This window comes from Lysinibacillus sp. Ag94 (assembly GCF_023242215.1).
In the GTDB taxonomy this organism is placed as follows: Bacteria; Bacillota; Bacilli; order Bacillales_A; family Planococcaceae; genus Lysinibacillus.
Genome location: NZ_CP096780.1, coordinates 250,106 through 262,659, shown reverse-complemented (window position 1 = coordinate 262,659; position 12,554 = coordinate 250,106). Strand labels below are relative to the sequence as shown.

The following is a 12,554-nucleotide window of genomic DNA, read 5'->3' as shown; positions in this document are numbered from 1 at the left end:
GTTCTCTAACCTACCTGAGCAGTTCCCTTGCCCATTCAAGCTTGAAAACAGCCCTCTTCTCAGCCTCGAAATAAAAAATTTATTTATCTATGCATAAAAACCTGCATTAAATCATAATAATAATCAGTGGATTAACAATATAGCTATCTCCTTCAAATCAGACTATTTCTCTCTATATTAGAACTGCTCTCTTTTTTCTATGAGCTTCTATTATTAATTGAGTAAACTTACATCATTGTAAGCTGAATTCGCGAAACTTTTCGCTCTTTTGTGCGTATATTTTAGTGTAGTAGAAAAAATTCATTTCTGTTTAAAAATTTTCAAAAAACTATTGATTTATATATAGCTTACTAGTAAGATATATGTATAACCTAATTAACTTACTAATAAGATATATATTAAATATAATTCTAAAAAAGAAAGCGGGGAATGAAGAATGACAGTTACAATTTATTCACAAGCGAGCTGTTCTTCATCCAGAAAAGCATTAAAATGGTTAAAAGATCACAAAATCGAATATAAAGAAAAACGTATTACTTCACATCCACTAACACTTGCTGAATTTAAAGAAATTTTAAGCATGACAGAAGATGGAACAGACGAAATCATTGCAACGAACTCAAATGATTTTAAAAATTTAAATGTTGATATTGATCAGCTCTCTATCCAAGAGTTGTTTGCCATCATCCAAGCTCACCCAAGAATGTTACGAAGCCCAATCTTAATTGATGAAAAACGTATTCAAGTTGGGTACAATGAGATGGACATTCGCCGTTTTATTCCACGCAGAGTACGTGCTTATGAGTTAAACGCGATGACAAGATTGGCACAAGAAAGTTAAAACAGTTTTGGAGTTGACCTTATATGGATCAAGAAAAAGAAAGAGCCATTACCTCGTTATTTGAAGTAGTATCTTCCATAGAGCGTAAGTGGGCAAACGAGTGGAATAATCATAATGTACTCGGCTTTTCAAAATCCCATATTTTAATTTTAGACTACTTATCGCAGGAGGGACCAAAACGCCCTTCTGCCATTGCTGATCGGTTAAAAGTGACAACAGGTGGTGTCACTGTTTTAACAAGTAAGCTCATTAATGCTGGCTTTATTGAAAAAACACAGCATGCAACAGATCGACGAGCATCCCAATTGAAAATTACTGCTGATGGCGAAAACATTTTAGAAGATTCCCGCCAGCAAGTTAACGCAATTATACAAAATATGTTTGGTATGCTGTCAGCTGAAGAAGTACAAACTTTACGAGATATTTTTGCAAAATTACTCAACGCTGAATCTAATCGACATGAGTAAACACTTCATTTTCACACCGTAAAAAGTTAGACATGCAATCTAACTTTTTACGGTGTTTTTTTGACGAGTTTCGAGTTTCTGGTAACTCCCCTCCCCCTTTTTTTATCAGCGGTTTCCGAGATTTTGACGGAAATAACTTCCGGAGTGATGGATAGAACAGGCAAAGTGACTTGACTAAAGTCTTGTGCCTAACGTTGGGATTTCGAGGTTTAGCGGGGTTTCTTCTTGTTAGCGGCGCAACTTTATGGTTTGGCGGCGTTCTTTTCTTGGTTGGCGGCGCAACTCTATAATTTGGTGGCGTTCTTTTCTTCGTTGGCGGCGAAACTCTATGATTTGGCGGCGTTCTTTTCTTCGTTGGCGGCGAAACTTATGATTTGGCGGCGTTCTTTTCTTCGTTGGCGGCGAAACTCTATTGTTTGGCGGCGAGTTCCAACATAAGCTGTAAAATTTAGAAAAACTAAAATCAGGGTTGAAAAACTTTGGATAGAATTTTACACAATATTAAAGATTTGACTCTATCAGTGATGTTCGGGCGTTTATCAGCGTTTCTGAACCTTCTATCAGCGATGTTCGATCCTTTATCAGCGGTTCTTTCTCTTCTATCAGCGTTTTTTGCTATTCTATCAGCGATGTTCAGGAGTTTATCAGCGATTTTTACCCTTCTATCAGCGATTGTGAACCCTTTAGCAGCAATGTCCATATTATACCAACTTTTACCATCTGCACTGTTCATTCTCTTGGCTATAAAAATCCATCAAAAAAAGATGCATTGCAAAAAATTTTGCAATGCATCTTTTTTGGGATTGGATTGGCCGGGCGAATACTTCCGTCTAAGTAATTATGCTAGTGCGACCAATGCATTTCATTATGCTGGTAGCACAGACTCTACTATGGATGCATCGGCCATTAGCATTTCTTTTAAACGAGCTTTTGCACGGAATAAACGCGATTTCACAGTACCAATTGAAACTTTCATAATTGAAGAGATTTCTGCTAGTGAAAATTGGTCTATGTAGAAATACCATAATGTTTTACGATAGATTGTATCTAATTGACCCATTTTATCCTGTACTAATTTAGTAACAATATCTTTTTCAATTTTTTCTTCTGTTGAAATGTCATTATTGGGAACCAAATCTAATATCGGTACGTCTAATGTTTCAGGTTGGTTCATCATGTATTTACTACGTCGTGTTTTTTTACGATAGCGATCTCTAAATGTATTCATTGTAATTGTTGTTAGCCAAGCTTTAATATGCTCTACCTCGGCAACGCTATCCTCATAGCGCACAACTTTTACCCATACCTCTTGCATTAAATCTTCAGCTTCTACATTATTGCGAGTAAGTTTTAAACATAAATGGTATATGTAACGATTGTATTCCTCATATACGCCTTCTAATTTTTCATTCATTGTGTATTCCTCCGCTTCTTGTTCTTGCTTCTATACACATTCTCGCAAAATAATGTATTACACTCTATCGTATTGGCTTTCAATTACATTACAATCGTGTAAGCTTAAATGCTTTCACTTGTAATATTCGTAAATAATGTTTTATTACTATATTTATTATTCGGGGAAAAGCTTTATAACACGCCCCTCTCTCTTCTTTTTTATTAAATATTCAATAGTATTCCCTTGAAATTCCTATCACAAAGGAAATCAGATTTTTCATACCTTTCAAACACTTAATTCAGAAGCAACAACTTGAGTTTTTCGTTCGACTGAGTTCAGACCATTTTTTTCTAATCAAATTCAAAAAAATGTTATATGATAAATGAAATACTATAAAAAGGAGCTGACTATTATGATCTTTTCACCATTATTTGAACACGATGTACCTGAAGTTGTTCTCCCTTAACGGAGAATCATCATTTCTCCGTTAAGGACAGGCATTGTCTAGAGCTAACGGAGGGGAAAAAATGAAAAAAACCTTATTAGGTTCCTTATATTTATCACTTGCTGCAAGCATTTGGGGCGGCATGTATGTAGTAGTAAAGGTAGTTGTCGATACCGTACCACCCTTAGAATTAGTATGGCTGCGCTATACGATTGCCATCATCGCTTTGTTCATTATTGGCACTATTACAAAGCAATCGTGGAAAATTGATAAGCGGGACTGGCTGTTAATTTTTATGATTGGGTTAATTGGAAATACGATTTCTATCGTTGCCCAAGAAATTGGTACTATGCTGTCTACTGCTCAAATGGGCGCCATCATTACAGCAACGACACCAGCATTTATGGTTGTTTTTGCGCGATTCATTTTAAAAGAAAAAATCACTTTAAAAAAAGCTGTTTCTATTCTTCTAGCGACGTTCGGAGTCTATATGATCGTAGGTAATGCACATATCGATGCCTCCCATCAGTTAGGTGGGGTTGCTCTACTAATCGCTGCCCTAACCTGGTCACTGATGTCTGTCCTTATTAAACGGGTACCAGAGCAATATTCACAAATCGTTGTCACTAGCTACGGAACACTTGTCGCTATCATGGTCTTAACACCTTTAGCCATTCCACGACTAATAAAATTAGATTTACATGCTATGGCAGAGCCATCTATCTGGGGTGGCCTACTCTACTTAGGCGTTATCTCTACAGCGTGTGGCTTCTTACTGTGGAATCGTGGATTACAGATGCTTAATGCCGCAAGTGGTGGTTTATTTTTCTTCTTTCAGCCAATTGTCGGCACCTTCCTAGGGTGGCTATTACTAGGGGAACAAATCGGCCTATCCTTTTGGGCTGGAACTGCATTAATCTTTAGTGGTGTACTATTGGTTATTCGTGAATAAACACTAAAAGCTGAATGATCTCTCTCATTCAGCTTCTTATAAGAAATAATTTAGTGCGAACCTAGGTTAGTTAGAAATAAAAGATTCCGAATTTAGGTGCTCACAATATTCCCTTATTAGCTTCCATTCATCATTTTGTTCTTTCCTAAATCTCTGAACAAATAATTTCACTACCTCTATAAATTTTCCATCCATTTCAAAAGTTACCCAAAACGTTGCAATCACTTCATTTTCTGATGCAGGTGTAGTATACAATTCTTTAAAATGCCATTTTGGATCATGACCTTCATACTGTTTATATGCCTCTACCCAGCCTTTACAAGTTTCTTCGTATCCCCAATCTGAAATATCAGTACCAGGCCCTACCCACCGTACTGCTATATCCCTTGAAATTAAAGCATTCATTTCATCCGCGTTGCAACCATTCCATACTTTTTGAAAATGATTAAAAAAACTTTGAAAATCTTCGATTAATGTTGTCGTAGAAGACATTTAAAAACCCCCTTATAAATATAGTTCACTAAGTACATCAACACAAAACTGAAAATTAAGAAAACTTCAAAACCGCTACTATTTGTAAAGAATTTGAAGACTTTTTCTTCTTAAAAAAATGGCGACAAAATCTAAAAGCAACACAAAAAGCAACCCCGAGAGTAGATGCTTTTTGCGTTATGGAAATTATAAAAATTACATTAAGAGAAAATAAGATAAAGTTGAGCCCGTATTAGTTGTATAATGCTTTTTTCAATGCTCGATAAGTTTCTTCCGTTGCCAATTTACTTATAGCCGCATTTGGAACTATTGCTTCAAACTCATGGAAACATCCTGGATAGAGATGAAATTCTACTGGTACACCTGCATTTATTAAATTTGTAACGTATTGTAATGTTTCATCTCTAAAAGGATCAAGTTCTCCGACTGAAGTATAAGTAGGAGGCAGATTAGAATAATCTTTTGCTCTAGCTGGTGCAGCATATATAGGCGTTTTCTTTCCAATATTATTTTTTAAATATTGATTCCAAGCAAATCTATTAAAATCGCCGCACCACACACGTTTATCAATAATCTCTTCACTAGATTTTGATTGACAGCTGTCGTCGATCATAGGAAATAAAGGCATTTGGAATTTAATTTTTGGCCCCCTTCGATCTCTTGCCATTAGAGAAAGTGCTGCTGTTAAACCGCCTCCTGTACTACCTCCTAGAACAGCGATGTTGTTCGGATCAACATTGTATTGCCGAGCATTTTTAGCAAACCATTGCAATGCAATATAGCAATCTTCAATCGCAGCAGGATATGGGTGTTCCGGAGCTAACCGATAATCTACTGAAATAACTACACAATTTACCTTCTCTACAATTTCCCCACATTTTGCATCGTTACCTTCTACTGATCCGAAAATATATCCACCGCCGTGTATATATAAAACGCCAGGCAATATATCCTTTTGATATTTTGGTCGGTAAATTTTAATCCTTATCTTTTCACTATCATTTATCCATTGTTCTTCTAAAATTAGGTTCTTATTTTGATAAGGCACTATCATCTCTCTGTTTTTTCTTCGGATATCTTTTATATTCTCAACTGTCAGTGTCATTTCTGCTAATGATGAAAATGTTTCTTTTAAATCTGGATGTACTCTTTGATCCATCAATGATTCTTCCTTTTTAGTTATTTTTTAAATACTCTAAAATATCTGCTAATACTTTTTTATTTTCAGATGGAATGGAAGTATTTAATATCGTTTCGGCCGTCTGTCCATAAATGCCACCTTCTATATAATTTCTATCTTCCTCCACTAATCGCAACAACGAATTTGTAGTCATTTCTAAGTGAAATTGCAAACCAATTACATTTGAATTATAGATAAAGGCTTGATTTGAACAAGCATCAGTTGAATACAGTCTCTTACTTTCTTTAGGAAGTTCGAAAGTATCTCCATGCCAATGCAAAACTTCAAGTGCACTAGGTAAAAAATCATATTCGTTAGTAACCTTTTTTACCTGATAAAAACCTACTTCTTTACCTTTCTGATTTTTATAAACCTCTGCACCTAAAGCTTCTGCAATGAGTTGTGCCCCTAAACAGATCCCTAAAATCGGTTTATTTGCTTTAATTATTTCTTTAATAAACATTTTTTCAGATTCTAACCAAGGAATTGAATCATTTACACTCATAGGTCCCCCTAAGATAATTAACATACTAACATTTTCTATTGAAGGTAATTGTGCATCTTCGTACATTTTAATAATCGGATTTTAATTAAACATGGTATTCAACATCTTAAATCATATAGTCAAGGGGCTTCCATGATTATTCAAGATGCACTTGCACATTTTATGGAAGAAGGTTATTTTGAAAAACATTTACGTCGCATGAAAACAACATACCAAAAGAAACATAAAGTACTATTAAAAGCCATTGAAAATTACTTATACCCTTTTGTTGAAGTAATAGGAGAAAAAGCTGGTCTGCATGTATTACTTTATTTAAAACATATAAAAGCAGGGGATTTAATTATTGAAGCTGAAAAATTGGGCGTTCGAATATATTCCCCAAACGTCCATTGGTCTCTTCAAAAGCCAGAATCTATCATTATGTTGGGATTCGGAGCATTATCAGAACACCAAATCGAAAGTGGCATTCAATTATTATCTTCCATTATTAGTCGTGAAGCTGTTCCAAAAGGGGTATATTCATAGTCTTTCAAATACAAAACCCCTACCGTAGCCAAGTGCTTTGTGTTAATCATCAAAGACTAAGCATTGACTAATTAAAACGTTAGAAACCATTGCTATAACAAGATTCCCCAACCACATTATGCTATACTATTTCTATTATCGAAATATTTGAAAAGAGGGATGCTAGATGACAAATTTACAGCAATTAGATGCGTATTTCTCAGAACATCGCGAAGCACATTTAAATGAATTAAATGAATTTTTACGTATTCCAAGTATTAGTTCTTTATCAGAGCATAAAGGAGATATACAAAATGCCGCTGAGTGGCTAGCAAATGCTTTTAAAAAGCTAAATCTTGAGAATGTCTCTATTACGCAAACTGCAGGACACCCTGTTGTTTATGCGGATTGGTTACACGCAGAGGATAAACCAACTATTCTATTTTACGGTCATTATGATGTACAACCGGTTGACCCACTAAATTTATGGGAAACAGAGCCATTCAACCCAACAATCCGAGACAACAAACTATTTGCTCGTGGTGCTAGTGACGATAAAGGGCAAGTATTTATGCACTTAAAAATGATTGAAGCATTATTTGCGACAACTGGCACTTTACCAGTGAACGTGAAATTCATCTATGAAGGTGAAGAAGAGATTGGTAGTCCTAACCTTCCTGCCTATGTTGAAGAGCATAAGGAGAAACTAGCTGCTGACTTAATTTTGATTTCTGATACAGGTTTATATGGCCCTGGTAAGCCTGCTGTATGCTATGGATTACGTGGCTTAACAGGTGTTCAGATTGATGTTCGTGGTGCAAAAGGTGACCTTCACTCTGGTCTTTACGGTGGCGGTGTCCAAAACGCTATTCATGCATTAGCTGACATTTTAGCATCCTTCCGCGATGAGCATGGTACAATTCAAGTTGAGGGCTTTTATGATAAAGTTTTACCATTATCGGAAGAGGAACGTGAAGCTTACCGTGCGCTTGGTTTCGATGAAGAATCTGTGAAGGAAGAAGTTGGCGTGAAGGAATTATTCGGTGAAGCTGGTTATTCCTATTTAGAACGTACTTGGGCACGCCCAACACTAGAGATCAATGGTGTATTTGGTGGCTTCTCTGGTGAAGGCATTAAAACAGTGCTTCCTGCTGAGGCTGGCGCAAAAATCACATGTCGTCTAGTACCAAATCAAGAGCCTAATGAAATTGTAGCACTATTAAAAGCACATATTGAAAAACATAAGCCAACCGGCGTTGAAGTGACAATCTCTGAATTCGATAAAGGTCGCCCATTCTTAACGCCATTTGATCATCCATTTATCCAAGCTGCTGGTCGCTCATACGAAAAAGTATATAATGTGCCAACTGCTTACACACGTGGAGGAGGATCAATCCCTATCGTGGCTGCCTTTGATGAAATTTTAGAATTGCCAGTAGTGCTAATGGGCTTCGGCTTATCAAGCGAAAACTTCCATGCACCAAATGAACACTTCCATTTAGAAAACTTCGATAAAGGATTACGCGTTTTAAGTGATTATTTATTCGAGGTAGCTGAATTACGAAAATAAATTAAATAAATCCCCTCGTCCATTTTAAACGAGGGGATTTTACTTTTGTTATTCTCCAAAAATCGAAACGATATCTACTGATTTTTTACGTTCTTTCCCTTTTGGTACTTCATCAAAATAGCCAACTTGTAGCATCGCGATTACGCGCTCACCCCGCTGAATCTTTAGAGCTTCACGGAATTTCGGGTTATCTAGGAATCCAGGTGTTTTCCAACATGAGCCGATTCCCTTATCCCAAGCTAGCAATTGCATATTTTGAATAAAAATGCTTGCCGCTCCGTAATCTTCTAAACGCTCTTTTTGTCGAGCATCCTCTGGAACGATGACAAAAGCATAGCCACCCGGTAATGTAAATTTCGTCATTTGCTTCGCTAAATCTTCACTTGAAAGCTCCTGCCATTTCGGTATCGTTAGATCACGCAATAAATTATGAAGACCATCTAACTCCTTACCACATGCAACAACTAAACGCCAAGGCTCTCGATTCCCATGATTCGGTGCCCACACTGCATCGTCAATAATGGCCAATAAGTCTTCACGATCCACCGGCTGTCCATTAAACTTTTTAATAGATCGACGCTCAATAATCGCATCCCTAACAGATAAAAATTGTTCGCTCATTTACTCTTATCTCCTTCTAAACACTACAATAATTAAGATTTATCTTCATTCGTAAGTGAAACGGTAGTTACAAATCTCTCTTGTACCGAAAGCAAAGCGACAGGTACAGAGGACTAGACTCCCTTCTCTGAAAGTAATGAGATAAATTCAGATATAGTTCCTTTATTTGGTATCCACATACCTACTGAATGAAAATAAAGCCTCCGGCGGATGTCACGGATTTTGTTATTACAATTCAAAACCGGACGCAATTACGCCAAGGCAAAATTAATATCTTCTATCTTTCACATTATCACAAAATGATGAGCTTTAACACTACTATCACCTTAAGCAAAACTATCCTCTATATGAATATAATGATAAGTCATGCTTGGCGTATAAGCCGTTGAATCTTCATAAAAATACGGTCGATTAATGCTATCTGAAGTGTGTGCGTTAACATACGGAATACCGTTTTGGATACTTGTCACAATTACGGAATGATCAACTCTTCCATCCCCTTGGAAATCATAAAAAATAATATCTCCAAGTTCTAATTCTTCCGCAGATTGTACACGCTTACCCTTCAATCCCGTTGTCGAGCCTTCCAAATACCATCTAAGGGAATGTGCAACAGACCAGCTAAAGCTCCAATTTCCATGTTGAACCCACCAACCTTTCCCTCTATTTGGAGCCCCTCGCATTGGTGCTCCTCCAGCAAGTAAACATTGGGATATATAGTTCGTGCAATCAACAGTAAAATTCGGAAATGCTGGATTACGCCTGTTCCACCACAAGTTTGCATACTGTACAGCGGCCTGTCTGTTATACATTTTTGCCACGCTTCCCCTCCTTAAGTTCAACATATGTATAATGAGGGATTTCTATTAGCTAGGTCCTTATTCATAAAAATGTCGAATGTGGTCTTATTTGGCACTATCATTGCCAATTTTGAGATAGTTTTTGCTACAATAAGGGTAAGAAATTATAGGCTTTTATATTACGAATCAGAAGGGATGTTAAAATTGAAGCAGCATGCTGAGAAAGAAATTATACAACCTACTCTTTTATGCGATAAAAAAGGTAATTTAAATCCAGCTGCCATCGGATTTGCTCGTAAACCGCTCATAAACAGCAATTTAAGTGGCCATATCATGCGCAAAAAGAAATGGAATTATTGGTGTGTCTATGGCGATGAGATCATCTTCTCAGCTACTATTAGCCATCTAGACTACGCAGCGGTCTGCTTCGTCTATTTCCTTGAATATGAAACACAGCGCTACTTTGAAAAAACAATTACAATTCCATTTGGTGGAAAGTTAAAAATGCCTACACAGGTGCTAGATTCCGTATCCTTCAAAAATAGTGAAATGATGATTGATATGACATATGTACAAAATGAAACCCATCTATCCGTTTCAATCCCAGACTTCGATGGAGATGTTTTACGTGCAAAGCTTGTCATTCAGCATCCGCCTACAGATGAGTCATTAAATGTAGTCATCCCTTGGAACCGTAAAACATTCCAATTCACAGGTAAGCATCATATACTCCCCACTTCTGGGTTTGTGACGATTGGTAATCGCCGTTTTATGTTTTCTCCTGAGGAAAACTTCTCTGTCCTAGAATACAGCCGTGGCGTTTGGCCCCGTGAATCCACATGGACTTGGGGAATGGCCTCACAGCGAGTTCGAGGCAGACGAATCGGACTTAATTTAGGGGGTAAATGGACAGACGGCACCGGAATGACGGAAAATGCTGTTTTCGTAGAAGGTAAAATGACCAAAATACATGAGGATGTACTGTTCAATTATAATCAAGAGGATTTAATGCAACGCTGGAAAATTAAAACTAAATTCACCAACCAAGTTTCATTAACATTCTCCCCATTTTTCGAGCGTGTATCCGTCACAAAAGCTGGTCTCATAAAATCTGAAGTACATCAAATGTTTGGCTATTTCGACGGCTCCGTATTACTAGACAATGGCGAAACACTTGTCATCAAACAAATGCTAGGCAGTATCGAAGAAAACCGCGCAAAGTGGTAAGAACCAAAAATTAATCGCTTGCTATACTCTTCACATACTAGGATTTAACGCACTGATTCGCACACCTCAGCGCGTTAAATCCAAAAAAGCCCTTAATAGCGCCTTTTTCGGCGATTGGCGGTTTTATCCGCCGCTTTGACTGGTTCTATCCTCGTCAATCTGTCGGGGCGGATTCTCGATTTCGGCTGGGCTATCCGCGACTTTGAGCATTCTTTCCTTCTGTTGGGGCTATCCGAGATTTCGGCCTTTTTTTCCGTCGTTCTGGACTTCCTATCCGTCGCTTTGACCATTCTTTCCGTCACTTCGACTCTTCTTTCCGTCGCTCTAATTTCTATCCGTCACTTCGGCCTTTCTTTCCGTCGTTCTGGACTTCCTATCCGTCGCTTTGACCATTCTTTCCGTCACTTCGACTCTTCTTTCCGTCGCTCTAATTTCTATCCGTCACTTCGGCCTTTCTTTCCGTCGTTCTGGACTTCCTATCCGTCGCTTTGACCATTCTTTCCGTCACTTCGACTCTTCTTTCCGTCGCTCTAATTTCTATCCGTCACTTCGGCCTTTCTTTCCGTCGTTCTGGACTTCCTATCCGTCGCTTTGACCATTCTATCCGTCACTTCGACTCTTCTTTCCATCGCTCTGATTCCTATCCATCGCTTCGACTCTTCTTTCCGTCGCTCCAAACTTCCTATCCGTCACTTCGACTCTTCTTTCCGTCGCCCTAATTTTTATCCCCCGCCCCTGCCATTCAACCCTACAAATCAGTCAATCCTGATACTATCTTTTCCGGGTCGTCTGTAAATATTGCCTGTACACCGAGCTGCTGTAATTGCTTTGCATGCTCGACATCATTAACTGTATAGACACGGACAGTTGCTCCTTCATTAAGAGCTTCTTGAATGGATCTCCGAAATGCTGTAGGTAGGCTAACATGTATAGCATCTGCCGGTATTTGAGCTGTATAGCAGTTAAAATCAACTAAAATTTCTGCAAACAGTGCCGCTTTTTCAATATATGGTGCTCTTTGTGCCACGATCTGAATAGATTCATGATTAAAGGAGGAAATAATGACTCTTTCTGTCATTTGATATGCAGCGACCTCCTTAATTACAAGCGCCTCTATCCCATTATATGGAAATATATCGGTTTTGAGCTCAATATTAATGCGGTGATTTGTGCCTGCAAATAACTCTAAAACGTCTCCTAGAGTTGGTATACTCTCCTCTTCAAATTTAGAAGAAAACCATGAACCATAATCAAATGCACGGAGCTCTTGTAGCGTGTAATCCTTTACGTAGCCAGAGCCATTAGATGTGCGATCGATCGTTTCGTCATGAATAACGACTAACTCCCTATCCGCTGTTAAATGAACATCTAGTTCAATCCCTGTAATCGAAAGCTTTGATGCGGCCACAAAGGCAGCCATAGTGTTTTCTGGGTAATGTGCCGAAACGCCTCTATGGGAAAAAATATCCAAATTTGATAACCTCCTATTTCGCCCAACTCTCAACTCAGGCGGGCCATTAAAATTTCGATTTCTCTTCTTTCTTAATAAGCCTA

At 37.9% G+C, this 12,554-nt stretch carries 14 protein-coding genes; 7 read left to right on the top strand and 7 right to left on the bottom strand.

Annotation, left to right across the window (positions count from 1 at the left end):
- Nucleotides 1-436: 436 nt before the first annotated feature.
- The 3 genes from spx to MY533_RS01210 all read left to right on the top strand — a co-directional run bounded on the left by spx (nucleotide 437) and on the right by MY533_RS01210 (nucleotide 1,746).
- Nucleotides 437-841 carry a transcriptional regulator Spx gene (gene spx / locus MY533_RS01220; RefSeq protein WP_053484570.1) on the top strand — a complete coding sequence of 135 codons (405 nt, stop codon included), beginning with the start codon at nucleotides 437-439 and terminating at the stop codon, nucleotides 839-841.
- Nucleotides 842-864: 23 nt separating this feature from the next.
- A complete protein-coding gene (locus MY533_RS01215; RefSeq protein ID WP_132360120.1) occupies nucleotides 865-1,308 on the top strand; it encodes a MarR family winged helix-turn-helix transcriptional regulator in 444 nt (147 codons plus the stop codon).
- A 225-nt stretch (nucleotides 1,309-1,533) separates the two neighbouring features.
- The gene (locus tag MY533_RS01210; protein ID WP_248717716.1) at nucleotides 1,534-1,746 is read left to right on the top strand and encodes a hypothetical protein; all 213 of its coding nucleotides are present in this window, start codon (nucleotides 1,534-1,536) and stop codon (nucleotides 1,744-1,746) included.
- 427 nt (nucleotides 1,747-2,173) lie between these two features.
- On the opposite strand, the gene MY533_RS01205 is transcribed toward MY533_RS01210, so the two are convergent.
- Nucleotides 2,174-2,722, bottom strand: coding sequence for an RNA polymerase sigma factor (locus tag MY533_RS01205; protein WP_132360114.1), 549 nt, complete (start codon nucleotides 2,720-2,722; stop codon nucleotides 2,174-2,176).
- Between the two features lie 509 nt (nucleotides 2,723-3,231).
- Here MY533_RS01205 and MY533_RS01200 point away from each other — a divergent pair.
- Nucleotides 3,232-4,101: a DMT family transporter gene (locus MY533_RS01200; protein WP_248717715.1), complete on the top strand. Its 870-nt coding sequence runs from the start codon at nucleotides 3,232-3,234 to the stop codon at nucleotides 4,099-4,101.
- A gap of 66 nt (nucleotides 4,102-4,167) precedes the next feature.
- On the opposite strand, the gene MY533_RS01195 is transcribed toward MY533_RS01200, so the two are convergent.
- From MY533_RS01195 to MY533_RS01185, 3 genes are all read right to left on the bottom strand, one after another.
- The gene (locus MY533_RS01195) at nucleotides 4,168-4,593 is read right to left on the bottom strand and encodes a Cif family virulence factor (RefSeq protein WP_248717714.1); all 426 of its coding nucleotides are present in this window, start codon (nucleotides 4,591-4,593) and stop codon (nucleotides 4,168-4,170) included.
- Nucleotides 4,594-4,825: 232 nt separating this feature from the next.
- Nucleotides 4,826-5,752, bottom strand: a complete 927-nt coding sequence (locus MY533_RS01190; RefSeq protein ID WP_248717713.1) for an alpha/beta hydrolase — start codon at nucleotides 5,750-5,752, stop codon at nucleotides 4,826-4,828.
- A 16-nt stretch (nucleotides 5,753-5,768) separates the two neighbouring features.
- Nucleotides 5,769-6,344, bottom strand: coding sequence for a type 1 glutamine amidotransferase (locus tag MY533_RS01185; RefSeq protein WP_256469495.1), 576 nt, complete (start codon nucleotides 6,342-6,344; stop codon nucleotides 5,769-5,771).
- A 66-nt stretch (nucleotides 6,345-6,410) separates the two neighbouring features.
- Between MY533_RS01185 and MY533_RS01180 the strand changes: the two genes are divergently transcribed.
- Both MY533_RS01180 and MY533_RS01175 read left to right on the top strand, forming a co-directional pair.
- Nucleotides 6,411-6,803, top strand: coding sequence for an aminotransferase-like domain-containing protein (locus tag MY533_RS01180; RefSeq protein ID WP_248717711.1), 393 nt, complete (start codon nucleotides 6,411-6,413; stop codon nucleotides 6,801-6,803).
- Between the two features lie 166 nt (nucleotides 6,804-6,969).
- Entirely contained in the window at nucleotides 6,970-8,352 is a 1,383-nt protein-coding gene (locus MY533_RS01175) for a dipeptidase (protein WP_248717710.1), read from the top strand.
- 48 nt (nucleotides 8,353-8,400) lie between these two features.
- Here the strand turns inward: MY533_RS01175 and MY533_RS01170 are convergent, their stop codons facing one another.
- Together MY533_RS01170 and MY533_RS01165 are read right to left on the bottom strand one after the other, a co-directional pair.
- The gene (locus MY533_RS01170) at nucleotides 8,401-8,973 is read right to left on the bottom strand and encodes a nitroreductase family protein (RefSeq protein WP_248717709.1); all 573 of its coding nucleotides are present in this window, start codon (nucleotides 8,971-8,973) and stop codon (nucleotides 8,401-8,403) included.
- Between the two features lie 326 nt (nucleotides 8,974-9,299).
- Complete coding sequence (locus tag MY533_RS01165; RefSeq protein ID WP_248717708.1) at nucleotides 9,300-9,794, bottom strand: amidase domain-containing protein; 495 nt, start codon at nucleotides 9,792-9,794, stop codon at nucleotides 9,300-9,302.
- A gap of 183 nt (nucleotides 9,795-9,977) precedes the next feature.
- On the opposite strand from MY533_RS01165, the gene MY533_RS01160 reads away from it, so the two are divergent.
- On the top strand, nucleotides 9,978-11,000 hold the full coding sequence (locus tag MY533_RS01160) for a DUF2804 domain-containing protein (RefSeq protein WP_248719122.1): 1,023 nt from the start codon (nucleotides 9,978-9,980) through the stop codon (nucleotides 10,998-11,000).
- 748 nt (nucleotides 11,001-11,748) lie between these two features.
- Here the strand turns inward: MY533_RS01160 and MY533_RS01155 are convergent.
- On the bottom strand, nucleotides 11,749-12,471 hold the full coding sequence (locus MY533_RS01155) for a glycerophosphodiester phosphodiesterase (protein ID WP_248717707.1): 723 nt from the start codon (nucleotides 12,469-12,471) through the stop codon (nucleotides 11,749-11,751).
- Nucleotides 12,472-12,554 lie beyond the last annotated feature (83 nt).

Bases quoted from the DNA above. Each gene is read 5' to 3' on its own strand.
- MY533_RS01200 (WP_248717715.1), top strand. From the start codon at position 3,232: ATGAAAAAAACCTTATTAGGTTCCTTATATTTATCACTTGCTGCAAGC.
- MY533_RS01215 (WP_132360120.1), top strand. From the start codon at position 865: ATGGATCAAGAAAAAGAAAGAGCCATTACCTCGTTATTTGAAGTAGTA.
- MY533_RS01205 (WP_132360114.1), bottom strand. From the start codon at position 2,722: ATGAATGAAAAATTAGAAGGCGTATATGAGGAATACAATCGTTACATA.
- MY533_RS01185 (WP_256469495.1), bottom strand. From the start codon at position 6,344: ATGTACGAAGATGCACAATTACCTTCAATAGAAAATGTTAGTATGTTA.
- MY533_RS01190 (WP_248717713.1), bottom strand. From the start codon at position 5,752: ATGGATCAAAGAGTACATCCAGATTTAAAAGAAACATTTTCATCATTA.
- MY533_RS01180 (WP_248717711.1), top strand. From the start codon at position 6,411: ATGATTATTCAAGATGCACTTGCACATTTTATGGAAGAAGGTTATTTT.
- MY533_RS01170 (WP_248717709.1), bottom strand. From the start codon at position 8,973: ATGAGCGAACAATTTTTATCTGTTAGGGATGCGATTATTGAGCGTCGA.
- spx (WP_053484570.1), top strand. From the start codon at position 437: ATGACAGTTACAATTTATTCACAAGCGAGCTGTTCTTCATCCAGAAAA.
- MY533_RS01195 (WP_248717714.1), bottom strand. From the start codon at position 4,593: ATGTCTTCTACGACAACATTAATCGAAGATTTTCAAAGTTTTTTTAAT.
- MY533_RS01175 (WP_248717710.1), top strand. From the start codon at position 6,970: ATGACAAATTTACAGCAATTAGATGCGTATTTCTCAGAACATCGCGAA.